Origin of the sequence: Corynebacterium sp. HMSC077D03 (assembly GCF_001808545.1) — a bacterium.
GTDB classification, from domain to species: domain Bacteria; phylum Actinomycetota; class Actinomycetes; order Mycobacteriales; family Mycobacteriaceae; genus Corynebacterium; species Corynebacterium simulans.
Genome location: NZ_KV793657.1, coordinates 58,231 through 84,187 on the forward strand (window position 1 = coordinate 58,231; position 25,957 = coordinate 84,187).

Consider the following 25,957-nt stretch of genomic DNA (forward strand, 5'->3'; position numbering starts at 1 on the left):
CCCAATTGTTGCAGGATTGTTATAGCCAAAAGCTCACGGGAGGATAAAAGACCTGCATATGCTGGTTAATTTTCATTTGCGTGGCTGATTGTAAAGTAAGATTATCCTGCAAAAATGCTGGATTTAGGCGGCTGTACTGCACATATAAGTTTGACGCCTGGCATTAGCCGCCCTCATTCTGGAGTGCATGACTAATCCAGAAACAGATTCGAATACGGCAAAGGGTACGGATCCGGCGTCCAGTGCGGCGCCGGTTTCGTCTGAGGAGTACCAGACCGTTGATGAGAAGCTGGAATCAGCATCTGCGACGAGTCAGCTACAAGACATGCTCGGCAATGAGGACTTCGCTCCCCATGAGATGACCGAGCCTGAAATTGAAATGGCAGCCGATGACAACGCTCCAATCGACTGGACCATCGTCGGCATCGCTGGCGTGCTCATTGCCGCCATCGTTGCATGGGGCTTGGCTGCTCCGACCAACTTTGCGAACTTCGCTAGCGATGCACTGAGCTTCGTTGTTAACGACTTTGGTTGGGCCTACGTCCTCTTCGGCACGATTTTCGTTGTATTTGTTATCTTCATCGCCGCCTCCAAGTTCGGCACCATCCGCTTGGGCCACATCGATGAAGAGCCTGAATTTTCTACGCCCTCTTGGATTGCGATGATGTTCGCGGCCGGCATGGGCATCGGCCTGATGTTCTACGGCGCATCTGAGCCGCTGAACTACTACCTCAACGGAGTTCCTGGCCATGATGCTAAGGAAGTGGGCACGTCGATGGCTACGGCGATGTTCCACTGGACCCTGCACCCATGGGCTGTTTATGCCATCGTTGGTCTCGCAATTGCGTACTCGACCTTCCGTATTGGCCGCAAGCAGCTGCTGAGTCAAGCATTCGTGCCGCTCATCGGCCAGCGCGCTGCCGATGGTTGGGTTGGCAAAATCATTGACATCCTGTCCATTTTTGCAACCGTCTTCGGTACCGCATGTTCCCTGGGTATCGGTGCAACCCAGATCCAGGCTGGTATCCAGGCTTCTGGCCTCATCGACAACCCATCCCAGAAGGTCGTCGTTGGCATCGTCCTCGTGCTGACCCTGGCCTTCCTGCTTTCCGCAATGTCCGGCGTGGGCAAGGGCATTCAGTATGTCTCCAACGCGAACATGGTTATGGCCGCACTGCTTGCCATCTTCGTATTCATCCTTGGCCCAACCGTTTCCATCCTGAACCAGATTCCGGGCTCCATCGGTAGCTACCTGGATGCGTTCACCGAGATGATCTCCCGTACTGCTGAGTCCAACAACGGCGAAGCAGGCGAGTGGCTGTCCACCTGGACCATCTTCTACTGGGCATGGTGGGTCTCTTGGTCCCCATTCGTCGGTATGTTCCTGGCACGCATTTCCCGTGGCCGTTCCGTCCGCGAATTCTGCATCGGCGTCATGCTGATCCCGGCTGGTCTTTCCACCGTGTGGTTCGCCATCTTCGGTGGCACCGCAATCCACATGGAGCAGAAGGGTAACTCCATCACCGGCGAGTCCTCTGAGGTTGAGCTGTTCAACCTGCTGCACAACCTGCCTGGTGGTTTCATCGCCGGCATCATCGCAGTTATCTTGCTGGCAACCTTCTTCATCACCTCCGCTGACTCGGCTTCTACCGTTATGGGCTCGATGTCTCAGAACGGTGCATCCAACGCTAAGCCATGGCTGTCCGCAGCATGGGGCGTTGCCACCGCGGCTGTTGGTCTGACCCTGCTGCTGGCTGATGAGGATTCCCTGTCCAACCTGCAGAACGTCACCATTGTGGCTGCGCTGCCATTCCTGTTCATCGTTGTGGGCCTGATGTGCGCCATCTACAAGGCACTCAGCAACGACGTCATCTACTTGGAATACCGCGAGTCCCAGGCATTCCAGCGCAAGCTTGCCCGCGAGCGCCGTCTGCACCGCGAGTACCAGCGCGCTGAGGAGCTCAAGAAGCGTCGTCAGCGCAAGCGCGCTCAGCACAAGTAAAGCTAAAGCAAGCGATTTAGTCGCTTCCTAAAGCTTCTTTACGCACCCTCCTGCACAATCGTGCAAGAGGGTGCGTTTCTTTATGCGTCTTTATGCGCGCAAATATCCTTGTGCGTGGATCTTTCGCCATTGTCGATGTGCCCCCCTCAACGCGCGCTGTTGACCAAGGCTTCGATAAAGTGGTGGGCATGACTGAGTCGGTAGTAGTAAATGTTGCCTGGCCGTATGCCAACGGCCCCCGCCACATCGGACACGTGGCAGGCTTTGGTGTTCCTTCTGACGTATTCGCACGTTTCCAGCGAATGCGTGGCCGCAACGTTCTCATGGTTTCTGGCACCGATGAGCACGGCACTCCGTTGCTGGTGCAGGCCGACAAAGAAGGCGTGACCGTTCGCGAGCTCGCGGACCGTTATAACCGTCAAATTGTCACCGACCTCGCCGGCTTGGGCCTGTCCTATGACCTGTTTACCCGTACCACCACACGCAACCACTACGCGGTAGTGCAGGAGCTGTTCAAGGGCCTTTATGAAAACGGCTACATGCTCAAGGAAACCACCAAGGGCGCCATCTCGCCGTCGACTGGCCGTACCTTGCCTGACCGCTACATCGAGGGAACTTGCCCAATTTGTGGGGCTGAGGGTGCGCGCGGCGATCAGTGCGATAACTGCGGTAACCAGCTTGACCCAGTAGATCTGATCGACCCAGTTTCCAAGATCAACGGTGAGACCCCGGAGTTCATCGAGACCGAGCACTTCCTCCTCGACCTGCCTTCCGTGAAGGACGCACTGGAGGAGTGGTTGAAGACTCGCGAGGACTGGCGTCCAAACGTCCTGAAGTTCTCCCTGAATTTGCTCGAAGACATGCGTCCGCGCACCATGACCCGCGACATCGACTGGGGCATCCCAATTCCGGTAGAGGGCTGGGAGGAAAACTCCGCAAAGAAGCTCTACGTCTGGTTTGACGCTGTCATCGGTTACTTGTCCTCTTCCATCGAGTGGGCGCATCGCACCGGAAACCCGGATGCATGGAAGGATTTCTGGCAGAACGACAAGGCTCGCCATTACTACTTCCAGGGCAAGGACAACATCACCTTCCACTCGCAGATTTGGCCTGCGCAGCTCCTGGGTTACGCCGGTAAGGGCGCGAAGGGCGGCGAGGTGCACAAGTTTGGTGAGCTGAATCTACCTACCGAGATTGTTTCCTCCGAGTACCTGACGATGTCCGGCTCGAAGTTCTCTTCTTCGAAGGGCGTTGTCATCTACGTCAAGGACTTCTTGGCGGAGTTCGGCCCGGATGCGCTGCGTTACTTCATCTCCGTGGCCGGTCCAGAAAACAATGACACGGACTTTACGTGGGACGAGTTCGTGCGCCGTATCAACAACGAACTGGCCAATGGCTGGGGCAACCTGGTCAACCGCACCGTCTCGATGGCCTACAAGAACTTCGGCGAAGTCCCAGCTCCCGCCGCACTGGAAGAAGCTGACAAGGCCATCCTGCAGCTGGCGGAGGAGACCTTCGAGACTGCCGCAGGCTACCTCGAGCAGTCGAAATTCAAGCAGGCTATTACCGCCGTCATGCACGTCGTTGGTGAGGCGAATGCTTATATTGCAGCGATGGAGCCATGGAAGCTGGCCAAGGATGAGACCCAACGCGAGCGTCTGGCCACCGTCCTGTGGACCGCACTCCAGGTGGTCTCTGACTGCAACGTCATGCTCACCCCGTTCCTGCCGTTTACCGCGCAGAAGGTCCACGAGACCTTGGGCCGCGATGGCATTTGGGCGGCACAGCCTGAGGTACGCGACGTCGTGGATGATATCCCGGTTGAGCTCGTAGGCGTTGGCCTGCCGCCGGAGAATCACCCGTACCCAATCATCACCGGTGATTACACCGCCCAGCTGGCGGCATGGAAGCGCGTAGACGTCGAGCCTGGCACTGAGCTTTCCAAGCCGAAGCCGCTCGTGGCAAAGCTTGACCCAGAGCTCGGTGAGACCGGCCCTGAGTGGGCACCCGTCCAGAAATAGGATGGTGGCTCGTCGAAGCATCGCGGCCGCTCTCGCTTTTGCGGTCGTTACCTTAACTGCGCTGAACCTGCGCGCCGGAATCGCCTCCGTGGCGCCGGTGCTGGGCGATATCAGCGCAGCTTTTGGCGTTGGCCCTGCCATCGCCGGGACCCTGACAGCCCTTCCTGGTCTGTGTTTCGCACTGATGGGCTGGGCCGCCGTTCCTATCGCGCGGCGTTGTGGCCTGACCACGACTCTTCTCGGCGGCGCAGCGGCACTCGTGGTGGGGCTTGCCGTGCGCCCATGGGTAAGTAGTTTCGCACCCTTCGTTGCGCTCACGCTGCTCGTAGTCGGCGGCATCGCTGTCACCAACATCTTGTTGCCTGCATGGATCAAGACCTACGGAACTGCGCGCACCGTGGTGGCGTTGATGACGACTTACACCACCGTGCTTGGCGTATCGAGTGCCCTTGGTCCAATGTCTACCCACCTGGGTGGCTGGCGGATGTCGTTGTTTGCGTGGGCAATCCCCGTCGCCCTGCAGGTAGTGGGGTGGCTGATTGCCTGTAAGCACACCGGCGTCGATCCAGTGCAAAGCCCGGATACCGCGGCGATTCCGATGCGCCGTTCGCGTACCGCTGTTGCACTTCTTTTCTTCTTTGGCCTGCAATCCACCATGGCTTATGCACAGATGGGGTGGCTGCCCACGATGCTTGAAAGCCGTGGGGTCTCCGCCTCCCGGGCCAGCCTGGCGCTCGCGCTCATCGGCGCCATCAACGTCGTCGGCGGGCTCATCATGCCGATTCTCATTGAGCGGCTGCGAGATCTCCGTCCCGTTCCACTGGTTTTGTCGGCTGCTACCTTGGCCGGCTGGCTGGGTGTGCTCGTCAACGCGAGCGCAGCGCCGCTTACCTGGGCCACTCTGATGGGCATCGGCGGAATGTGCTTCCCGCTGGCCCTCGCCCTGATTGCCGCGCGCACCCGGCAGCCGGAGGTAACAGCACGCCTTTCCGGCTTCGTGCAGCCGGGTGGCTATATTCTGGCTGGCGTATTCCCGTTCCTCTTCGGCGTTCTCGCGCAAGCAACCGGCGGCTGGGAGGTTCCGTTGGGTGTGCTCATCACACTTACCCTAGCGATGTCGGTGGCAGGCGTTGCCGCCGCCCGCTCGGTCTACATCGACGACGAGCTCCTGTCGAAGTGACGTTGCAGGTGCACTAGGCCCAGACGCACTCCGTCCTTGGTGTGGATATTGGGCATGCGGCCGGTCTCTTCGAAGTGGAACTTCTTGTGCAGGCCGATGGAGGCTTCGTTGGTATCGACGATGTAGGTGATCATCGTCTGCACGTAGTCGTTGTCCTTGGCATCGTCGACCACGGCGCACATGAGCTCGTTGCCCACGCCCTTGCCGCGCGCCGAAGGAGCGACGTAGACGGAGTTTTCTACGGTGCCGTAGTAGATGGCTGGCGTTACGAATTGGAAATAGGCAGCCCAACCGATGATCTCATCGTCTTCTACGGCAACGAAGACGGGGTAGCCGTCCTTTTCCATTTGTTCGAGCCACTCGGCACGATCCTCGACGGATTCTTGCCAGGTGACCAAGTTGGCCGCCGGGGTAGCGGCGGAGGCGGCGTTGTAGATGGAGGCGATTGCGGCGGCGTCGGCAGGCGCGGCGGGACGTACGTGCATAGGTGTCAGGGATCCTTAAACAATAAGAAGCTGCGGGGCTAAACGAGCAGCTGCAAATGGGCGAGATTTAGCCAGTGTCCCCTCTTGTAGGACACCTCTTTGAACGTTCCTACATTGGCAAAACCGAACTTCTCATGCAACTTGATGGATGCGACGTTGGTGTCCACACCTTGGCCTTGGGCTGCCGGATCTAAAAAAGGTGGTTTCGCATGCGTTCCAGATTACAATTGCGTCCATGTCTAAAAAGAAGCCACGCCCAGTCCCTGTTCCAGCAGAAGGCTTGTCACAGCTTGTCGACGCCCATACACACCTAGCCTCCTGCAAGGACCCAGCCGCCGACATCGTGTCCCGCGCTGGTGCTGCAGGGGTGTCGCGCATGGTAACGGTAGGCGATGGCTTGGAAGAAGCCGAGCAGGCGTTGCAGGCCGCGCACGAATTTTCCAATGTGTGGGCAGCGTGCGCCATCCATCCCACCAAGGCGCAGGAATTGGACGAGCAGGCACGTACGCGCCTGGCGCAGATGGCTGCGGACCCACGCTGCGTGGCAATCGGGGAGACCGGCCTCGATACCTATTGGATTAAGCATGAGCCGGAATCCACCGCACCACTTGAGGTACAAGAAGAGGCGCTGCGCTGGCACATGGATCTGGCCAAGGAAACCGGTAAGGTCCTGATGATTCACAACCGCGAGGCGGACGCGGACCTGTTGCGGGTGCTTGGCGACGCCGAGAATGTCATGTTGCACTGTTTCTCCTCGCCGTTTGATGTGGCGAAGGAAGCACTCGAGCGCGGCTGGGTGTTGTCTTTTGCCGGCAACGTGACCTTTAAACGCAACGAAGAGATGCGCGCGGCGGCAGCCGCCGCGCCGGCAGGCCAGCTGCTGGTGGAAACTGACGCTCCGTATATGACCCCGGAGCCATTCCGCGGCGCACGCAACGAGCCGACCTTCATCGGGCATACGTATAACTGCATAGCTGACGCGCGAGGCATGCGTGTCGAGGAGCTGATCGAAGAGGTTAACCAGACGTTCACTTCGATATTTGGCCTCTCCTAGGCTAGATTTAAGCATTCATGCTCACATCTGTGACGATATTCACATTCGGAGTTTTGCCTGCTCAGCGGTGGTGGACGTGCCGAATGTGAAAGCAGTGCTGGAAGTGGTGTAGGTAGAAAAATCGTTTTCGACTACATCCTGCTGTTATCGTATCGTTATTCAAAGATTTGCTCTGCTTCCCCCCGTTTTCGATGAGAGAGTTTCATGAACCAGATTAAGCGCATCAATTCTTCCCGTTCCCTGCCTCTGCGCCTTGCCACCGGTGGTGTGCTCGGTACTTTGGCAGTGGGCGGAGTCGTCGCTGTTTCTGCGCAGAAGGACATCACCGTTGACGTCAACGGTGACAAGGTCGAGCTGGCCACCTTCGCGGGCAACGTCGATGAGGCGCTGCAGGCTGCGGGCGTTAACGTCGGCGGCGAGGATCTCGTGTACCCGGCTCCTTCTGAAGAGGTTGCCGACGGTGACAACATCACCGTGCGCACCTCTAAGCCTGTTGCCGTTACTATCGACGGCGTCGAAAAGCAGCTTTCTTCCACCGATCTCACCGTTTCTGATCTTTTGGGTGATTTAGACGGCGTAAAGCCCGGTGCTTCTGTTACCTCCGGTGACAAGAAGGTGGAAAAGGATGACGCTCTGGAAGATGGTATGGAGTTGGAGGTTACGTCGCCGAAGATCGTCAAGATCAACGACGGCGGCAAGATTACCTACACCAACATTGCTGCTAAGACCGTCAAGGACGTCATCGAGGAGCGCGGCATTGGCGTGGATGAAGATGACCGCGTCTTCCCAGCCATGGACACCCCGGTGACCAACGGCATGTCCATCAAGGTTGATCAAGTTTCTACCACCTTCTACGACGCCACCGAAGAGTTCGAGGCAGAGCCAAACTACGTCGATGACCCAGAGCTCGAAGAGGGCACCGAGGAAATCCGCGAGGAAGCCGTCAAGGGTGAGCGTAAGGTCACCCGCAAGCTGGTGATGAAGGATGGTGCTAAGGAATCCGAGGACGTAGTCAAGGAAAAGGTCGTTACCGAGCCGGTCGCTGCCACCATCGCCCGCGGCACCAAGAAACCTGAGGCTGGCGGTGCGGCTGCACCTGCCGTAGCCGATGGCTCCGTCTGGGACTCCATCGCACAGTGTGAGGCAACTGGTAACTGGTCCATCAACACTGGTAACGGCTTCTCCGGCGGCCTGCAGTTCACCCCGTCCACCTGGGCTGGCTTCGGCGGCACCGCATATGCGCCGGAAGCATGGCAGGCAACCCGTGAGCAGCAGATCGCTGTGGCCGAGAAGGTTCAGGCCGCACAGGGCTGGGGCGCATGGCCTGCTTGTACCGCGAAGCTGGGGCTGCGCTAAGCATGTAGCCCTTTAGGTGCTAATTCGCGCCCCGTTCAAAGCCCGCGGAAGCGGGCTTTCTTTGTATCCGGAAAACCTCGACTACTCTAAATTGCATGACTGAACCCAAACTGCTCGGGCCCGTGGAAATCCGCCAATTGGCCGAGAAGCTGGACGTGACCCCGACGAAGAAGCTGGGACAGAACTTCCTGCACGATCCCAACACCATCCGCCGCATCGTTAGTGCGGCGCAGTTGCAGCGGGAAGACCGCGTCGTTGAGGTAGGCCCCGGCCTGGGATCTCTGACTTTGGGCCTGCTTGAGGCAGTCGATGACCTTACGGCGATAGAAATTGATCCACGCCTTGCAGCGCAGCTGCCGGATACCATCGCGCAGCGCGCACCGGAGCAAGCAGGCAACCTGCGGCTCGTGGAAAAAGATGCGCTGCGTATTACGGCAGGCGAGTTGGGCGAGCCGACTGCGCTGGTGGCAAATCTGCCGTACAACGTCGCGGTGCCGGTTCTTTTGCACATTCTGGAACTTTATCCCTCCATCCGCCGCGTACTCGTCATGGTTCAGCTTGAGGTGGCAGAGCGTCTCGCCGCCAAGCCTGGCAGCAAGGTCTATGGCGTTCCTTCGGTGAAGGCTTCCTTCTACGGCAACGTCCGGCAGGCCGGAACCATCGGCAAGAACGTCTTTTGGCCGGCGCCGAACATCGAGTCTGGCCTAGTGCGCATCGACTGCTTCGAGAATGCGCCGTGGCCTATCAACGATGAGACGCGCAAGGCGGTTTTCCCACTTGTCGACGCCGCCTTTGCACAGCGCCGCAAGACCCTGCGCGCGGCACTCTCTGGTCACTTCGGCGGCGGCCCTGCCGCGGAAGAGGCTCTAGTGGCAGCCGGCATCGACCCGCGCCAGCGTGGTGAGAAGCTGGCCACCGAAGACTTTGTCCGATTGGCAGGTGTGAATTGTTAATTCGTGCTCGCGCCCATGCGAAGGTCAACCTGCACTTAGGAGTCGAGGCAGCGCGTCCCGACGGCTTCCATGAACTCGCCACCGTCTTTCAATCGCTGAATATTTCTGATGTGGTTAGCCTCGAAACGCTTGAGGATAGCACTCCTGCAGCGATGACCACGGGCCCAGTCGTGCAGGAACTGCGCGCGAGCGGTACCTATGCCGCAGGCGTGCCGGAAAATGACAAGAATTTAGCATGGCGAGCCGTCGAAGCGGTAGCGGATGCAGTACGCGGCGAGCGCGAGCTTGCCTTGCCCAAGGTCAGGTTGCAGCTAGAAAAGGGGATTCCCGCCGCCGGCGGCATGGCGGGCGGTTCTGCGGATGCGGCCGCGGCATTGCGCCTGGCCGCTCACGCATTTGCTGACTTCGGCGCTGTAAGTGAAGAAGAACTTCTAACACTGGCAGCGCGCCTAGGCTCTGATGTGCCCTTCACGCTAATCGGCGGCACGGCGTTGGGCACGGGTCGCGGCGAGAAGTTGGCGCCGATGCTTAGCCGCGGAACGTATACGTGGGCCATCATTACCAATGCGGAAGGGCTGTCCACTCCGGCCGTCTTTGCCAAGATTGATGAGCTTCGCGCAGCGGGGAAGGGCAGCCACCCCACCATGGACACTTCTGCGGTGGCGCAGGCGCTGATGAGCGGGCGTCCCGAGGCTCTCGCAAAGGTGCTGCGCAATGACCTGCAAGCGGCAACTCTTTCTTTGCGCCCAGACCTACGCAAGATTCTGGACACTGGAATGGCCGCCGGTGCACTGACTGGAATCGTCTCTGGCTCTGGTCCTACCTGTGCCTTCCTGTGCGAGGACGAGGAGACCGCTGGTGAAGTCGTGGCCCAAGTGATGTTCGATAACAAGGGCACCCGTGGCATTGTGACCACCTCGCCGGCACCAGGAATCGAAGTAATTTAGGGTGTTATTAAAAAGTAAAAGCTGCAGTAGGGCAAAGTCCCCTCACTGCAGCTTTTGTTTATCTAGAGCACAGCCATCTCGGTTGGCTTGATGTCCAGCTTGAAGCGGTTTACTTCCTTGCCCTCGAAGAGGTCGATGACAACGAGTTCCTTCTTGTTGGCATCGGTGACGAATGCGTAGCCGTCTTCCGCCTTGAGGATCGGTCCAGGCAGCTGCCATTCTTCGTTCTCGCGCCACTCGGAGATGGCGTCGATCTTCTTGGTAATCTCGCCGGTCTCTGGGTCGATGACGTTGAGCTTGCCGTCGTAAGTCAGCACGAGGGCCTCTCCTAGCGGGCCGCGGGCCAGGGAACGGAACCAGTAGGAGGAACCGAGGTCAACCTTTTTGGCGGAGTAGTCCTTGGTGTTGATGAGGGAGACAGAGGTTGGGCGCTCGAACTCGGCGTCCTTTTCGGTCTTGTTGTCAGCCAAGATGACGTCGGATTCCTCAGAGCCGGCGGAGTTGCCGGAGCGCTGGTAGCCGTCTTTGCCCGCGTAGGCGGAAACGTCGATCTTGTGGAACTCCTTGCCGTCGAAGACAACTGGGCCGTCCTCGCAGCCGAAGAAGAGCTTGCCGTTTCCGGCGGTAGCCTCACCGTGAACGCCTGGGCACTTGGTGGTCTCGGTCAGGACCTTGCCGTCTTTGGATAGATGCTGGATGGTGTGGCGCTCGTCCTCGGTGCCCTTGGTCATGACGACGGAGCCGTCCTTGAGCGGAACGGCAACACCGTGATGTGCTGCGCCGGATTCGAAGGTCTTGACGTCTTTCGGGTCGCCAGCCTGGTCGGTTGGGAAGACCTGTGCGGTGCCTTCGCCGTCAGAGAAGAGAGCGGTGAAGCCGTCGTGGTGGACCACATGGCCGGCGTGCGGCGCCTCGATCTCGGCGTCGGAAAGCTTAGGCTCGGCGGTGTAGTAGTGGTTGTGATCGCCGTGCGGCTTGGTGATGAGGCCGGAGTCGAAGCTAAGGAACTTATCGCCTTTGGTGACCATGACGTGGCGGTTATCGCCAGCGTTGGACAGGCGCAGGAATGCAGGAATTTCCTCTTCCTCGATGACCTTGCCGGTTTTGGCGTCGTAGGTCTTCAAGCCGCCTTCGTGGGAGATGACCACGCGATTGGGTAACTGAGCAACTTCGGTCTCGCCCTCGCCGGCCTCCATTCCATCGTGTTCATGATGGTGGCCTTCATGATCGTGCTCGTGATCGTGGCCCTCGTGATCGTGGCCCTCGTGTTCGTGCGACTCAGTCGCGGCATCGTTGGCCGGGGCCTGCTCATCAGCGGGCTTGGAGCAGGAAGTGACAAGGAGTGTTGTTGCGGAGACAGCGGCAAGGATAGATAGCGCAGATTTCTTCATACCCGTTTAGACTATTTAGAGTAATTTTCATTTGCAATAGTCTGAGGTGGTGAGGGGGGTAACTGCGCGCTAGGCACTAAGATGGTTAAACGTTATGGCGAACCTTATTAACCTGGAAAAAGTTTCCAAATCTTTCGGTCTGCAGACGCTGCTCAACGGGGTGTCGTTGGGTGTTCAAAGCAGGGACCGCATCGGAATCGTTGGCGTGAATGGCGGCGGCAAGACCACGCTGCTGGAGGTGCTCACCGGTATCGAGCCACCGGACGAGGGGCGTGTGTCCCACAATTCTGACCTGCGCATGGCCGTGGTGACCCAGCGCTTTGAGCTTGATTATGCCCTGACTATCGCCCAGGTCATCATCGAACCGCTCAGCCTCGAGACCTTCGAATGGGCCTCGAATGCCAAGGTGCGCGACGTTTTGGGCGGCCTCGGAATCGTGGAACTGGGCCTAGATACGCCGGTAGGTTCTCTGTCTGGTGGCGAGCGCCGCCGCGTTAACCTGGCCGCTGCATTGGTCCAGGAGCTTGACTTGATCGTGCTCGACGAACCGACCAACCACCTGGACGTGGAAGGAGTGCAGTGGCTGGCACAGCATCTCCTGGCGCGCAAGATCGCAGCTGTCGTAGTCACCCACGACCGCTGGTTCCTCGATACCGTGGCAACCACCACGTGGGAGGTGCACGACGGCGTGGTCGATCCTTATGAGGGCGGATACAACGACTGGATTTATGCCCGCGCCGAGCGTGCCCGTCAGGCCGATGCGATGGAGCAGCGCCGCCAGAACCTGGCGCGTAAGGAGCTAGCATGGCTGCGCCGCGGCGCGCCGGCGCGTACCTCGAAGCCGCGCTACCGCGTGGAAGCGGCAGAGGCACTTATCGCTGATGTCCCAGCACCGCGCAACAAGGTTGAGCTCATGGCCTTTTCCAAGCAGCGCCAAGGTCGCGTGGTCATTGAACTTGAGGATGCCACGATTGCGACGCCGGATGGCCGCGAACTCGTTGACCACCTCACGTGGCGCTTGGCCCCGGGTGAGCGCATCGGACTGGTCGGCGTGAACGGTTCAGGCAAGACCACGCTGCTGCGCGCCCTGGCTGGCGAACATCCACTCGCCGCGGGCAAGCGCATTGAGGGGCAGACGGTACGTCTGGGCTGGTTGCGCCAGGAACTCGATGACCTTGATCCGCAGCGCCGGCTAATCGACGCCGTGGAGGACGTGGCCACCTACGTCCAACTGGGCAAGAAAGAATTGTCTGCCTCGCAGCTTGCAGAACGCCTGGGCTTTTCCGCTAAGCGCCAGCGCACCCCGGTGGGGGACTTGTCCGGTGGTGAGCGTCGCCGCCTCCAGCTAACGCGCGTGTTGATGGCAGAACCAAACGTGCTGCTGCTCGACGAGCCAACTAACGACCTCGACATCGACACTCTCCAGGAACTGGAGTCCTTGCTCGATTCTTGGCCGGGCACGATGGTGGTCATCTCACACGACCGCTACCTCATTGAGCGCATTGCGGATAATACCTATGCGCTTTTTGGCGACGGAAAACTCACCAACTTGCCAGGCGGCATTGACGAATACCTGCGCCGCCGCGCCGCCCTCGACGCGGCTCAGCCCGCAGGCGTGGTCAACCTCGGCGAAAGCGCGAAACAGGATTCTGCTCCCGACGGCAGCGGCAATGGCGCAGGAAACGCCAAGAAGGAATCTACCAAGCGCCTGTCCTCCCAAGAGGAACGCGAGTTGACCAAGAAGATGAATGCCTTGGAGCGCAAAATGGGCAAGCTCGACGAGCAAGCCACCAAGCTCAACGCCGAGATGGCCGAGGTGGCAGGCGCGGGCGACATCGACACCGCGAAGCTAACCGAGTTAGACAGCAAGCTGAAGGAAGTAACCTCTCAGCGCGAGGAGCTTGAGATGGAGTGGCTAGAGCTTGGCGAGAAGCTCGAAGGCTAAGAATGCGTAGATAACAATGCTATTGCGATCTCGCTTTCAGCACTGCCTAATACTATTCAGCTCGCCCCAGTGTGTGGCACGGTGGAGGATATGAAACTGACGCGCCGTATTCTCCCCGTTTCCATCGCCCTTACTCTCGCAGCCGGCAGCTTGGCTCCTGCACACGCTCAGCTTCCGGATTTCTCCTCCCAGCTACCTGCGGGCATCCCGGCAGATGTCACCGCTGGCAGCTCCCAGTTCATTCCAGCTGGCGTCCCACAGGTCGAACTGTCACCGCAGGCTTATGACCTTGCAAAGCAGTACAACATTCAGCTTCCGCCGTTTGTCAAGCAGCCAGCTCCGGAGGTAGCTCACCACCTCGTCGGCGCCACCACTGAGCACCTGCGCAAGCAGGGCCACGTTGAGGATCCGAACGCTCGCAACATCGCTCAGGAATGGGCTGACCAGGGCGCGGCTGGTGCTCTTACCTACCGCAGTAACGTCGGTGACGGCCGCACTCACTTGAACGAAGGCAGCGGCAACGTCTACCGCCTGACCATTCAGGAAGCTCACGACCGCCTCAACTGGCTCAACCGTGACGTTCCAGTTACCCCAGCACCGGGCAAGCACTTCGGCGTAGCCACCAGCTTTGACGGCAACTTTGTCTACCTCGCCGAGTACTTTTTCAACTAGCTAATGCGGCCGGCTCTACGCCTAATAGCGTGGCGCTCGAATCAACGAAATTGGTGCTCGCGCGCAGATCTACAGAGCAGCTAAAGAAACCCACGTTTCGGGTACCGGCTGCGTCCTCCATAGTCACGCTGCCGGTGCCTGCATAGTGGACGATTCCGTCCTTTAAGATACGGTCGGTGACCATGTCAGGCGCGCCGGGAAAGTTCACTGTCTCGGGGCGGGCGGCAAGGTCTTGCACGGTGGCCTCACAGACCTGAGCCGCACGGTTGATATTGATCCATCCGTAGTACTTCGAAATTGAGCGGGTCATCGACAACGCAGTCACCGCGACTGCTCCCACCACAAGAAGAGCGACGCCGAGTTTTTGACGGCGTCGCCTAGCGCTTAGTTCCTTCGCCAGCGAACTCATGAAGCCTCCACTAGGGCAGCGGGGGCAATGCCAGAGACTTCGGCGCGGCTCGTGACAAAGCTATGGGTACGGAAACTCACCAAGCAGTCATAGGTGCCTTCATCCTCAACGCCCTCATCGTTGATGAAGATGACCTCACCGTGGGCGGTATAAACACGCATGGGCGCGCTGATCTTTGAATCCGTTTCCGGGATGGTCTCAGTAAGGAACATTGCGCGCTCCGGAATCTTGGCCTGCTTGAGCACCTCGCGCTCACACAGCGGGCGTGCTGCGTGATAATCGGCCCAGTTGCGGGCAGCCTCTCTGCCAAGGATCGTACCTACGCACAAAATCAGTCCGCAGACGACGATAAAACCCCGAGTGCAATCCATCGGCGAAGCCTCCGGCGCCACAGCGCGCGGCCTTCGTCCAAAGAGATTTGCGTAGTTACAGGAGGGTAGGGGCCTTTCTAAAGAGGATTCTTACACAATATAGTATTTGGCTACTGTTGCCGAAGGCGATCTGGGTGGCGCGTGCTGTGCTCGTTGGTGAAACCCCCAATCATGCCGCTGTGCTGCATCGTGGCGGACGAAAATACACATACGTACGATGGGGCTCATGATTTTGATTAACGTAAAATTCCACGTAAAGCCTGAATACGCAGAAACCTTCCTCGAGGAGATCGACTGGTACACCCAGGCTTGTAATGCGGAGCCGGGTTGCCTGAACTTTGATTGGTACCGTGATCCGGAGGACCGTCAGCGCTTCCTCCTCGTTGAGGCTTATGCCGATGGCAAGGACGTCGAGCACGTCGAGGGCGAGCACTTCAAGCGCTCCTGCGAGGAGTTCCCGAAGTACCTGCTTGAGACCCCAGAAATCATCAACGTCCACATCGACGGCAAGACTGAGTGGGACCGCATGGCCGAATACAAGGTCGAGTCCTAAGGCACTGGCTTAAAAGTAATCTGCCTCCCTGCACCGTGTATACAACCACGCAGCGCAGGGAGGCGGACTTTTTTATTTGGGCAATCTAGGCCGCGACGCTAAGAAGGATAATCAATAGGGCCGCAGGTACTAAGAGCCCAGCGAGGATAAACCAGGAATTTTTCTGCCCAAAGTTGAATTGGGAAGAACCGCTGGGAAGGGGCACCATCGCGCGGGTATCTGTGGGGTCGTAGTAGAACAATCCGTAACGAAGCTTGCCCGCTGTAGAGGAGTCAGGAAATTGTTCATCCAGCTTTTTATTTATGCTATTCAACCTGAACACGAGCCAGACGCAAACCACAAGGATGGCAACGACTAAGCAGGGGAAAATTAGCGGTCTAGGGCCGCTGAGAAAGATTCCAGTGAGCGCGAACGCCGTGCAGATCGCCGTTAGGGCGAAGAACCAAAAGCTTAACGTGGGAAGGATAGCAGCGGAGTGAGCACGGCTACGCTCGATATCAACCGCAGAAGCCTGCGAATAGCTGCTTGTGGTTGTCTTGGTGCTTTGTTGCGTTATTCCGATAGTTACTGCTGATGTAATCGTGAGAACGAGAGGTACAAGTAACGCAAAACCAATTGCATTTCGATAGGTCTTTGGCATCCATGCATCAGGTTCGCCTCGACCATTGAAATGCTTGGGTAGCGGGTCTGGGAGGCTGTCCCAGCCGAGAATTACAACTATTGCGGCGACTAGCGCAAGCGCTGCCGTGGCGGCCAACCAAATCCATTCCTTGCGTAGAGCTGTCAACAGGAAGTTCCTCGTGTGTTCAGTTTCCTACATAAATCCAAAAACATGATAACGAAGATATCGGCTCAAGCGTTAGACAAACGAAAAGGCGGACAGTCCGTTGTAAGGGACCGTCCGCCTTTTGCGTTCTAGGAGCTTTGGCTAAAGAACTACTAGATCTGGCACTTGGAATCCAAGTTCTTGTCGTAGTTGGAGTACTGCAACAAGGCGTAGTGGAACGCCAGGGCGTATTCCGAGGCGCCTTCCGGAAGCGGGTGAATGCCGTCGGAATAGAGCAAGTTCGGGTTGTTCTGTGCGTGGGTGCACCAGTCAGCGAGGTAGACGTTGTCGTACTTTTTCGCAGCGTCGATGACGTCGCTTTGAGACTGTGCCATCCATTCGCGGTCGCCGTAAGGAACGGCCATCACGATGGTGTGGTCTGGGCCGATGAGGTCAACGACTTCCTGAATCTGGTCGGGGAATGCCGGGCCATTGGTGCCGAAGCCAAGGAAGACCGTGGAGCGCAGGTCGCCGGCTGCCTTCAGCTGCTCGATGATTGGTGGGGCAGCGCTGTAGTGGCGGGAGACCTCAGCGTCGATGTAGATGCCTGGGTAGCGCTGCTGCAGTGCCTCGGAGGCAGCCAACATCACCGAGTCACCGATGGCGGTAATTTCATTGCCGGTTGGCATCGGGCGACGCGTCTTTTCCGTCTGCGTGCTTGGTGCGGCAGCAGGCGCTGGGCCGCCGTTTTGCGTGGACTTATTCTGCTTCTGCAGTTGCTCGAGCTGCTGCTCCAGCTCAGACTTATCGCTGGAGGTCGCCAGCGCATAGCCCACGCCCACTAGGGAAGCGACGACGATCAACGGCACGAGCGGCCAAAAGGCCTTGGCAAATCCGTCCTTCATCTCGGACATGGATGGGCGGGCCGCCCAGTAGCCAGTCCACGTCTTCTTGTAACCGCCGCGGCGGAAAGGATTCTCCACGAACTGGTAGGAAAGCTCTGCCAGCAAGAAAGAGATCGGTACCGCGACAAGGCCCAGAATCCACGGCTTGTCGGAGGAGTGGTTTCCGTCGAAAATCGCGCGCAAAATCATCACGACCGGCCAGTGCCACAGGTACAGCGAGAAGGAGCGTTGGCCGAGCCAACGCATGACGGCGGTGCTGAAGATCCACTTGAGCGGACCGAACTCACGGATAACGCCCCAGATCATCAGTGCGCCGAGAACGCTGGTGAGGATGAGGCCGCCGCGGTAGGTGAACTCAGCATCGTCCGGCATGAGGAACAGCTGCGCGATGTAGCCGGCCAAGGCGAAGGTGCCGATGACGCCGGCCATTACCTGTTCAGACTTACCAGGGCTTGGCCAAGAATCTGCCTTCGGGTGGGACTTGGTGCTGGTAACAATCAGGGACAGAATAGCACCGATGAGCAGGCCGAAGGCGTGGGTATCGGTGCCGTAGTACACGCGGGTTGGGTCTTGGCCCGGGGTGTAAATCAGCCACATTGCTACGCCGGAGGCGATAGCCAGCAGCAGCGAGACTGCGATTGGCAGACGGCGCGGCTGACGGCGGGAGATGGCAAAGACACCAAAGATAAGCAGCGGCCAGATGACGTAGAACTGCTCTTCTACGGCCAAGGACCAGTAGTGGGCAAAGACCTGGATCTCATTGTCCGCGAAGTAGGACTGGGAGGTGGCAATCTGCGTCCAGTTGTTGACGAAGAAGAACGTGCCCAGGAACTGCTCACGGATACCGACTGCGATATCGCCGCCGATGAGGGCCACGATGGCAGTACAGATAATCAAAACGGTCAGCGCTGCGGGCAGGATGCGGCGGAATCGACGTACCCAGAAGTCCTTCAGGCTGATTCGACCGCTCACACGGAACTCACGCACCAGCAGGGAGGTGATGAGGAAGCCGGAGAGCACGAAGAACATGTCCACGCCAAGGTAACCACCAGGCAGCACGTCGCCGAAGAAGTGGTAGATAACCACAGCAAGAACGGCTAAGCCGCGCAGGCCGTCAAGGCCCTTAACCTGGCGCAGGCGTGCGCGCTTAGTGCGCTTTACTTCCTTGCTATCGTGCGGGGTCTTCAACGCTTCCGGTTCGTGCGGGAAGCGGTCCACCATCACCGGCTTTGCCGGTTTGGAGTCTTGCTTTGGCTGCGATGCTTTCTGCGGCGGCTGCACGTAGGAGGTCTTCTTTGGAGCCTCGCTTGCCGACGCCGTGGAAGCACTAGCCGCGCCTGCTGCCGCACCAGCCACAGCACCAGCAGAGGCTGCCTTGCCGGTACCATCGTGCTGCTCAGGATTCTTACGTGCCTCGCGGGAAGGCTTCGGTGGCTTCATCTGCTTTGGGGTAGGCGTACCAACCGGCTGGGAACGGCGTGCGAGTGCACGCTTGATTTCCTGATCGGCCGCTGGTGTCTTCGCCGACGGAGACTTTGCTGCGGAAGCACCTGCCGTGCCTGCAGCACCAGCTGCGCCTGCCGCTGCAGCAGCGCCAGCAGCGCGACCAGCACCGCCAGCGCGGTCAGCGTTCTTCTTCGGCTGAGACGGCTGCGGCTTCTTGCCCGACTTCTGCTCGGTCTGTGGTGCAGACTTAGCAGCAGGCTTAGGCTTTTCGGCTGGCTTCTCAGCAGACTTAGCCTGCGGTGCTGACGGCTTCGACTGAACTGGCTTCTGAACAGAAGCCTTCGGAGCTGGCTGAGCCTGCTGCTGTGGCTTTTGTGCAGCATTCTTTGGTAGCGGAGCTGACTTTAGCTGTTGCTTTTGAGCAGAACCAGACTGGTTCTGGTTCTGCGGCTGTGGCTGGGGCTTTTGCTGTGCAGACTTCTGTGCAGGCTGCTGAGGCTTATTGCTTGGCTGGGCCTTGGCGCCTGGCTGCACATTCTTGGCAGGCAGAGACTTCGGGCTTATCGGCTTTTGAGCAGGAGTCTTTTGGGGTTGGCTGGCCTGCTTTTGCGCCGGCTTCTGTTGCTGCGCAGTTTGTGGCTTCTGCTGTTGAGCGGGTTGGGGCATCTGCTGCGCAGGCTGCTGAGGCTTATTGCTTGGCTGAGCCTTGGCGCCTGGCTGCACATTCTTGGCAGGCAGAGACTTCGGGCTTATCGGCTTTTGAGCAGGAGTCTTTTGGGGTTGGCTGGCCTGCTTTTGCGCCGGCTTCTGTTGCTGCGCAGTTTGTGGCTTCTGCTGTTGAGCGGGCTGAGGCTTCGCAGCGGCAGTTTTCTGCTGAGGAGCTTGAGAAGTCTTTGGCTTAAGTTGCTGGGCAGGCTGAGACTTCTGAGGAGCTTGCTTTGGGGGCTGCGTCGGCTGTGCCTTTTGTGCAGACTGCTTTGGTTTTTCTGCAGCAGGCTTGTTGGCCTTCGCATCCTTGGATGAGGAGGCTGCGGAATCTGCAGAATTCTTAGGTGTAGAGTTCTTCGGCGCTACGCCCTTGGGAGCGGCAGGAGATTGCTTTGCCTCGGTCTTCTGTTGGGAAGCTGATGCTGGCTTGTTTGCAGCGCCCTTTTCCTGAGGTGGGTAGACCAGACGAGCATTCTTGGTGTTCTTCGGAGCTGGCTTTGCTGGAGCCTTGGAATCAGTCTGCTTCTTCTGAGGATCTGGCTGCGGCTTAGATTCAGCAGAACCTTGTGTAGGGGCTGGCGCACTTGGCTTCGGTACCGTATTGCCTGGCTTGGCGTTGGAAGTGTCAGGCTTGCCCGATGCTGCGGAAGGCTTGTTTTGTGCGGCCGGCTTGTTAGGGGCAGCGGCAGGCTTAGAGTTCTCCGGCTTCTTAGGGGCAGAAGTCGACTTCTTTTGCTCAGGCTGCTTCTGTTCGGACTGCTTCTGCTGTGCTGGCTTAGAGGAGTTTGCCTTGGCAGACTTAGCCTGGGAAGGCATGTTCACAGACTTGTCCTGCGAACCATTGATTTGTGGATCTGCCTTCTTTGGATCGTTGTTGTGATCCTTGTTATCCGCCACTGGTTGATATACCGGTTTCTGCGGGGCCTCCTGAGGCTGTTGCGTTGGTCGGCCGAGGAGGGACCTCAAAAACTGTTTCAAAACATTCTCCAGGGAAATAGTGGCTAGCAACTGGGTTATTCTAGCCCGCGTCGGTAAATGAATCCTAAAAAATGGGGAGGAGTACTCACCCTTATTTGGGCAACCTAACTTGTGCCTAAATTGCTGGTAGCAGACTCCGCGAACAGTTTACGCAGAACCGTGGACACACCGTTGTCTGCATTGGACGGGGCGATTATATCTGCGATCTCCTTCAACTGTGGATGCGCGTTTTCCATTGCTACCGCTAGGCCCGCGGCACGCAAAAGCTCGTAGTCGTTTAAGAAGTCACCGAAGGCGGCGGTCTCGGAAAGCGCGACGTCGCTAAGCTTGGCCATAGCAGTCAAAGCCTTGCCCTTGTCGACGCCGTCTGCCATGACATCGAGCCAGACCTTGCCGGAGATGGCCACGGTGTGTTCCGGCACGACCTTGCGGACCGTAGGGGCGAGGTTGGCCTCTGAGCCGTCCTTACAGTAGGCCGCAATTTTAATGACGTTATCGAGCGGCACCTCATCGAGGGACTCCACCCACTTAACCGCACTGTAATACTTGGCGATTTCCTGAATCGCATGCTCTGGGATATCGCGCTTGATAAAAGCGCACTCCGGGGTGCACAGAACCAACGTGTGCTCAGCAGGGAACTCAGACGATGCTGCTAGAACGCGACGTACAGCTTCAGGGGGTAGGGGAAAGGACGCAATGATCTCATTGTCGCGCATGACCACCGCACCGTTTTCGGCAATGAAGGCGTCAAAGTCGGGGAACATCTTCTGCAAGGTGGCAAGCTGGCGGCCCGACGCCGGGATTAGAACGGACTCATTTTCGGCAGCGAGTGCCTTAAGTTCCGCAAAGTCATGTGGAAGTTGACCCTCCGGGTTTAAGAGAGTGCCGTCCATGTCTAGTGCAATGAGCTGCGGGGCCAAATCGTCCACCAATCTGTGATTTATCGGGGTAGCCGTATCTAATGTGATATGCCACACTGGAGGGCATGTCTGAGAATAACAATGCTGTAGAAACAAGTTCTCACGCCGAGCCAGTGAAAGTATCAGTTCGCAACCATACCGGAGTTATCGAGCTGGATCGGCCGCGCGCGCTCAATAGTTTAAATCCTGAGATGCTTGACATTATTCGCCAAGCTCTTTCCCAGTGGCGCGAAGACGAAAATGTCCAACAAGTGCTGGTTCACTCGCGAAACCCCAAGGCCTTTTGTGCTGGTGGTGACGTACGTGCCGCCCGCGACGGAGTCTTGGAGGAACGTTGGGGACAAGTGGATGAATTCTTTGAAAAAGAGTACAAACTGAACGGTGATATCGCCGAGTATCCCAAGCCCTATATCTCCGTTATCGACGGCGTCGTCATGGGAGGCGGACTAGGAATTTCCGCCCACGGTTCGCACCGAATCGTCACCGACAAAGCATTTGCTTCGATGCCAGAGATGGCAATTGGCTATATCACTGACGTCGGTGTCGCCTACATGGCCCAACGCATGATTGGCACGCGTGGAAAATCCGATCCCGCACTGGCAAAGTTTTGGGGGCTTAGCGGCTACCGCATGTATGCCGCAGATATGCTCTGGGCTGGCTTGGCGACGCACGTCATCGAAAGCCCCCAAGCATTCATCGATGATGTTATTGCCGAAGGCGTCGATGCCGCTGCAGAAAAGCACGCGATTAAACCGGAAGGTAAACCTGAGCTAGCAGAGCTCATTGATGACATCGATGAAGTCTTTGCCTTGGATACATGGGCCGAAATCAAGCAAGCGCTTCCGGCCCATACGCAGCTGGCAGAGGACTTTGCAAAACTTACTGAAAAGGCTAGCCCTTCATCTTTGGTTGCGGCTACTGAACTTTTCGCTGCGGAAGCCAAAGCGAAAGACGTCCGTGAGGCCCTGCGCATGGAGCTGGCTTTGGGCAAGCACATGTTGCGCCGGCCAGATTTTGTCGAAGGTGTGCGTGCGGTCCTAGTAGATAAAACTCATGATGCTGCGTTCCCCGCAGCGGGAGAGGCCGCCGAATTCCGCGAGGTTATCGCCAACGCCTAAATGCTGGCACGAATGCTTTACCAACTGGCGACGCCGCGGTTAGCGGCGTAAGCGGCACGGGCGCGTTCGGCGTCGCAGCCTGCAGGAAGGTCGACAGCCAGCACTGCCTCGGTAACCTCCAGAGTAGGGGCAGGTAACGTCAGCGTAGGCGAGCTCGCTAGGAGGATACCGGTCTTTTCACCCAGCGGTACGGTCAGCAAAGTCCATGCGCCGAGGATGGGCATCGCAATCTGCGGAAGAAAAGCGTCCTTCGCCCACTCCATTGGTAGGCAAGGCCGGACAAGATCTGGGACGCAGTTATCGCGCCCGAAGCGTTGCAAGTTGAAGGAAGCGCGTGCAGAATGCGTGCCCGCATAGTCCGGATCAGCCCACGCCCACGTGAACTCATCGGAGTCGACCGTTGCGATGAGATGAGCATCGACGGGCGTCGAACCGGTCGAGGTAGAAAGCATCGCGGTGGCCGTTGCGGCATCAAACTGCACGGCGGCATCAGGAAAGCGCGACTCCAGGTAGAACTGGTGCTCAACGGCGGTGAAATGGGCGTCGGCAAGCACGTGCTCTGGCAGTACACCCGAATGGGCCTTGCGGATGCCAACGATGCGCTGGCCACCCGGTGCATCCTTGGCGCTCAAATGCACGCTGGTGCCATCGCTGAGCGTGATTGTCTCCGCTGTGGCGCCGCCCTTGGCGTTACCCGGCGCGGAATCAGCTTCGAGCCGGCGCGCTTGCGCGAGGTTCAGCAAGGCCAAGCGCTCGTCGATGCCGCCGCTGAAACGCTCAAGTCCTAAGGAGATAGTGCTGGCCGTATCGTGCGGAAGACTGTTGAACGCAATGGCCACCACTGCCTCGTGATCGCCCTGCGGTACCCGGGCGACCGGGGCGTTGCCCACGAGGAAGCGCGCGATATTAAGCAGTGAGTACTCGAAAGGTTGCGGTTCGTGGAACTCCGCGATGGGCGCTTGACGCGCACCTTCCGCGCACCAGGTGAGAATGCCATCCTTGATGGTGGCAAGGCGCATGCCTGGAAAATCGCGTATTCCCTGCGCAGTGTTGAAGCGAACCTGGACCTTTTGGTCCAATTCGGTAGTCCCATCAGCGCTCGGGGAAGGCTGGAAGTTGAACTCCATCGCTTCAACCTCGCCCAGCTGCTTTGTAAATTCCGCATCGATACCTGCTTGCACGAAGGCACCGGCGGAGTAAATTTCTTCCAGATTTTTAGGCAGTGGCAACGGCGGCAATGGCATGGGGCGTGAAACTTCCTCAGCGTCGGTAGGGATTATCTATCGCTTCTTCATAAGCGGCAACGAGTGCCTTTGTGGATTCTAACCATGAATAGCGCTCTGCTTCGGTACGCGCGGCCTGACCCATGCGGGCGCGTCGCGCGGGATCTGTCAATAGACCAATCGCAGCTGCGGCCCATTCATCGTCAGAAGCATCGCGATCGATGAGGTGACCGGTTTCGCCCTCGTCGATGACGAAAGGGATGCCGCCGGCGTTTGTACCGATGACAGGCACTCCGGCAGCAAAGGATTCAAGGGCAACCAAGCCTAAAGTTTCCGTCGCTGAGGGGAAGAGGAAAACGTCACCGGAAGCGAATGCCTGCGCCAGCTTTTCGCCGGACAAATAACCGGTAAAGACAGTGACTTCAGGGTCGAAGGACTTCTTGAGCTGCTCCAGATAGGGGCCAGCGCCCACGATGGCCAAGCGTGCCGCGGGTACTTCCTGGCGCACGAGTTTTGTTACGTTGGCGAGCCGCTCCAGGTCCTTTTCTTTGGAAATGCGGCCGATATAGGTAAGAAGCGGGGCGTCGGGGTTGCCTGCGCTGAGGCGCTCACGCATGACTGGTGTGGATTTTTTCGGGTGATAGGTCTGAGTGTCTACGGCCTTGGGCCACAACTTCACGTTGTGCATCCCAATCGTGCGGGCCTTATCCACCATGGGGGCAGACGTGCACAGGTTCACCGCGGCCTGGTTGTGTAGGTAGGTGATCGCATGCTCTGTCAGCGGGCGTGTCCACCCGATGCCGAGAGCGTCAACATATTCCGGGACGTTGGTGTGAAAGCTTGCCACCAGCGGGACCGCATCGCGCCGGGCAGCGAAGACGCCTAGTGCGGCAGTCCAAATGGGGTTGACGGCATGAATTACGTCTGGGTCCCATTCGCGGATTTCCCTGAAGAATCCCCAAGTTGGAAGACCGAATTTGATCTCCGGGTAGACCGGTAAGGAAAGGCTGGGGATCGGGGAAACCTCAAAGCCTGCAAAACTTTTCGGAGGATTGCCCGGGGCGAAAATTTTGACTTCGTGCCCTAGAACAGCAAGCTGCTCTAGGGTCTTGGTCAGGCGGGTGACTACTCCGTCGATCTTCGGGAGAAAGACCTCGGTAACGATTGCGATGCGCACGGTTTAAAAGTGGGGTTAGTGAGCGGCCTTGTCGAGGAATTCCTCCGGAATTCCAACCTGTTGCTGCTTCGTCCACAGCGACTGCGCTGGAATCTTGGAGCGATCCACGCGGTCCGCGTAGCGCCTTGCTACCTCCTCGATCTCGTGGAGGAGCCCCTCGCTCAAGGTAGTTGGCTCAAGGCCAAGTTCCAAGAAGGTGTTGTTGGAAACGTGCAGCTCGTTTTCTGCCGATTCCTTGCGCGGGTTCGGCACCATGGCGAGCTTCGCACCGGAAAGCTCGGCGACGAGTTCTGCAAGGTCGCGCACGCGATGGGTTTCTGTCATCTGGTTGATGATCTTTACGCGTTCGCCCTTGGCCGGCGGATTCTCCAGAGCCAATTCGATGCAGCGGACCATGTCGCGGATGTGGATGAAAGCGCGGGTCTGGCCACCGGTGCCGTGGACAGTCAGCGGGTAACCGATACCTGCCTGGATGAGGAAGCGGTTGAGCACCGTGCCATAGTCGCCGTCGTAGTCGAAGCGGTTGATGAGGCGCTCGTCTTTAAGTGTTTGCTCGGTGTGAGTACCCCAGATGATGCCCTGGTGTAGGTCGGTGACGCGCAGCTCATCGTTCTTGACGTAGTAGGCAAAAAGGTGCTGATCCAGCACCTTGGTCATGTGGTAGACCGAGCCTGGGTTGGAAGGGTAGAGGATGGACTGCTCGATTGGCTCCTGGCCCTCCACCTTGACCTGTACGTCGAGGTAGCCTTCCGGGATTTCCATGCCCGCGGTGCCGTAGCCGTAGACGCCCATGGTGCCGAGGTGAGCCACGTGGATGTCGAGGCCGGATTCCACGATGGCGGCCAGCAGGTTATGGGTGGCGTTGATGTTGTTATCCACCGTGTAACGCTTGGTACGCGAATTCTTCATGGAATAAGGAGCAGCGCGCTGCTCAGCAAAGTGCACTACTGCATCCGGTTGTTCAGTTACCAGGAAGTCGAGCAAAGCGTCGTAGTCCTGAGCAACGTCCAAGTTGTGGAAAGCGATGGTCTTGCCGGAGACCTCATGCCATGCCGCGATGCGTTCCTCAATCGAGACGATGGGGGTTAACGAACTCGCGCCGAGTTCCTCGTCGATAGCGCGGCGTGAGAGATTATCCACGATGATGACGTCATGGCTCTGGTCGGACAAATAAAGGGATGCTGGCCATCCACAGAAACCGTCGCCGCCCAGAATCGCAATCTTCACTGTGAACACTCCAAACTTACTCGAGGGATGCATGCGAACATGCGCTGACAGGAAGGTCTATCTTTGCCCGGAGGAGCGAGGCCTGTGGGCGGAAAATACGACTTATACGACAGTACCCCGGTACCGGCAGGTGTCGCCGCCGGTCCGGGG

General features: G+C 58.3%; 21 protein-coding genes. 11 read left to right on the forward strand and 10 right to left on the reverse strand.

What is annotated here, in order from left to right; all coding sequences use genetic code 11:
* Positions 1-187 precede the first annotated feature (187 nt).
* The 3 genes from HMPREF2888_RS01245 (at position 188) to HMPREF2888_RS01255 (ending at position 5,203) form a co-directional block, all read left to right on the forward strand.
* Positions 188-2,002 (forward strand): BCCT family transporter, encoded by a 1,815-nt coding sequence (locus HMPREF2888_RS01245; protein WP_061921329.1) that lies wholly within the window; start codon positions 188-190, stop codon positions 2,000-2,002.
* Positions 2,003-2,190: 188 nt separating this feature from the next.
* Positions 2,191-4,023, forward strand: coding sequence for a methionine--tRNA ligase (gene metG / locus HMPREF2888_RS01250; protein WP_061921501.1), 1,833 nt, complete (start codon positions 2,191-2,193; stop codon positions 4,021-4,023).
* Between the two features lies 1 nt (position 4,024).
* A complete protein-coding gene (locus HMPREF2888_RS01255; protein ID WP_061921332.1) occupies positions 4,025-5,203 on the forward strand; it encodes an MFS transporter in 1,179 nt (392 codons plus the stop codon).
* Here HMPREF2888_RS01255 and HMPREF2888_RS01260 read toward each other — a convergent pair.
* Positions 5,173-5,688 carry a GNAT family N-acetyltransferase gene (locus tag HMPREF2888_RS01260; protein WP_061921335.1) on the reverse strand — a complete coding sequence of 172 codons (516 nt, stop codon included), beginning with the start codon at positions 5,686-5,688 and terminating at the stop codon, positions 5,173-5,175. The two genes, HMPREF2888_RS01255 and HMPREF2888_RS01260, sit on opposite strands and share 31 nt — an antisense overlap.
* Positions 5,689-5,923: 235 nt before the next feature.
* Here HMPREF2888_RS01260 and HMPREF2888_RS01265 point away from each other — a divergent pair, with 235 nt between their 5' ends.
* The 4 genes from HMPREF2888_RS01265 (at position 5,924) to HMPREF2888_RS01280 (ending at position 9,998) form a co-directional block, all read left to right on the forward strand.
* Complete coding sequence (locus HMPREF2888_RS01265) at positions 5,924-6,742, forward strand: TatD family hydrolase (protein ID WP_061921338.1); 819 nt, start codon at positions 5,924-5,926, stop codon at positions 6,740-6,742.
* Between the two features lie 204 nt (positions 6,743-6,946).
* A complete protein-coding gene (locus tag HMPREF2888_RS01270; protein WP_061921341.1) occupies positions 6,947-8,098 on the forward strand; it encodes a resuscitation-promoting factor in 1,152 nt (383 codons plus the stop codon).
* 95 nt (positions 8,099-8,193) lie between these two features.
* A complete protein-coding gene (rsmA, locus tag HMPREF2888_RS01275; RefSeq protein WP_061921344.1) occupies positions 8,194-9,051 on the forward strand; it encodes a 16S rRNA (adenine(1518)-N(6)/adenine(1519)-N(6))-dimethyltransferase RsmA in 858 nt (285 codons plus the stop codon).
* Positions 9,045-9,998, forward strand: coding sequence for a 4-(cytidine 5'-diphospho)-2-C-methyl-D-erythritol kinase (locus HMPREF2888_RS01280; RefSeq protein ID WP_082778571.1), 954 nt, complete (start codon positions 9,045-9,047; stop codon positions 9,996-9,998). Before rsmA ends, HMPREF2888_RS01280 begins: the two co-directional genes overlap by 7 nt.
* Positions 9,999-10,060: 62 nt before the next feature.
* On the opposite strand, the gene HMPREF2888_RS01285 is transcribed toward HMPREF2888_RS01280, so the two are convergent.
* Positions 10,061-11,389, reverse strand: coding sequence for an NHL repeat-containing protein (locus HMPREF2888_RS01285; RefSeq protein ID WP_061921349.1), 1,329 nt, complete (start codon positions 11,387-11,389; stop codon positions 10,061-10,063).
* A gap of 94 nt (positions 11,390-11,483) precedes the next feature.
* Between HMPREF2888_RS01285 and HMPREF2888_RS01290 the strand changes: the two genes are divergently transcribed.
* Positions 11,484-13,334 (forward strand): ABC-F family ATP-binding cassette domain-containing protein, encoded by a 1,851-nt coding sequence (locus HMPREF2888_RS01290; RefSeq protein WP_061921352.1) that lies wholly within the window; start codon positions 11,484-11,486, stop codon positions 13,332-13,334.
* Between the two features lie 90 nt (positions 13,335-13,424).
* Complete coding sequence (locus tag HMPREF2888_RS01295; protein WP_210386793.1) at positions 13,425-14,006, forward strand: hypothetical protein; 582 nt, start codon at positions 13,425-13,427, stop codon at positions 14,004-14,006.
* Here the strand turns inward: HMPREF2888_RS01295 and HMPREF2888_RS01300 are convergent.
* On the reverse strand, positions 13,999-14,415 hold the full coding sequence (locus HMPREF2888_RS01300) for a hypothetical protein (protein WP_061921358.1): 417 nt from the start codon (positions 14,413-14,415) through the stop codon (positions 13,999-14,001). The two genes, HMPREF2888_RS01295 and HMPREF2888_RS01300, sit on opposite strands and share 8 nt — an antisense overlap.
* On the reverse strand, positions 14,412-14,786 hold the full coding sequence (locus HMPREF2888_RS01305; protein ID WP_141744799.1) for a hypothetical protein: 375 nt from the start codon (positions 14,784-14,786) through the stop codon (positions 14,412-14,414). Before HMPREF2888_RS01305 ends, HMPREF2888_RS01300 begins: the two co-directional genes overlap by 4 nt.
* Before the next feature lie 226 nt (positions 14,787-15,012).
* On the opposite strand from HMPREF2888_RS01305, the gene HMPREF2888_RS01310 reads away from it, so the two are divergent.
* On the forward strand, positions 15,013-15,339 hold the full coding sequence (locus HMPREF2888_RS01310) for a putative quinol monooxygenase (protein ID WP_061921364.1): 327 nt from the start codon (positions 15,013-15,015) through the stop codon (positions 15,337-15,339).
* A gap of 85 nt (positions 15,340-15,424) precedes the next feature.
* Here the strand turns inward: HMPREF2888_RS01310 and HMPREF2888_RS01315 are convergent, their stop codons facing one another.
* The 3 genes from HMPREF2888_RS01315 to HMPREF2888_RS01325 all read right to left on the reverse strand — a co-directional run bounded on the left by HMPREF2888_RS01315 (position 15,425) and on the right by HMPREF2888_RS01325 (position 21,071).
* Positions 15,425-16,096 (reverse strand): DUF1648 domain-containing protein, encoded by a 672-nt coding sequence (locus HMPREF2888_RS01315; RefSeq protein WP_061921367.1) that lies wholly within the window; start codon positions 16,094-16,096, stop codon positions 15,425-15,427.
* A 182-nt stretch (positions 16,097-16,278) separates the two neighbouring features.
* Complete coding sequence (locus HMPREF2888_RS01320) at positions 16,279-20,061, reverse strand: acyltransferase family protein (protein ID WP_246815016.1); 3,783 nt, start codon at positions 20,059-20,061, stop codon at positions 16,279-16,281.
* 185 nt (positions 20,062-20,246) lie between these two features.
* Entirely contained in the window at positions 20,247-21,071 is an 825-nt protein-coding gene (locus HMPREF2888_RS01325; protein ID WP_239240829.1) for an HAD family hydrolase, read from the reverse strand.
* Positions 21,072-21,127: 56 nt separating this feature from the next.
* On the opposite strand from HMPREF2888_RS01325, the gene HMPREF2888_RS01330 reads away from it, so the two are divergent.
* Positions 21,128-22,180, forward strand: coding sequence for a 3-hydroxyisobutyryl-CoA hydrolase (locus tag HMPREF2888_RS01330; RefSeq protein ID WP_061921370.1), 1,053 nt, complete (start codon positions 21,128-21,130; stop codon positions 22,178-22,180).
* A 17-nt stretch (positions 22,181-22,197) separates the two neighbouring features.
* Here the strand turns inward: HMPREF2888_RS01330 and HMPREF2888_RS01335 are convergent, their stop codons facing one another.
* The 3 genes from HMPREF2888_RS01335 to HMPREF2888_RS01345 are packed head-to-tail and all read right to left on the reverse strand — an operon-like array spanning position 22,198 to position 25,807.
* Positions 22,198-23,424 (reverse strand): DUF6882 domain-containing protein, encoded by a 1,227-nt coding sequence (locus HMPREF2888_RS01335; protein ID WP_061921372.1) that lies wholly within the window; start codon positions 23,422-23,424, stop codon positions 22,198-22,200.
* Positions 23,425-23,440: 16 nt separating this feature from the next.
* Positions 23,441-24,580, reverse strand: coding sequence for a glycosyltransferase family 4 protein (locus HMPREF2888_RS01340; protein WP_061921375.1), 1,140 nt, complete (start codon positions 24,578-24,580; stop codon positions 23,441-23,443).
* Between the two features lie 15 nt (positions 24,581-24,595).
* Positions 24,596-25,807: an NAD-dependent epimerase/dehydratase family protein gene (locus HMPREF2888_RS01345; protein ID WP_061921377.1), complete on the reverse strand. Its 1,212-nt coding sequence runs from the start codon at positions 25,805-25,807 to the stop codon at positions 24,596-24,598.
* Positions 25,808-25,957 lie beyond the last annotated feature (150 nt).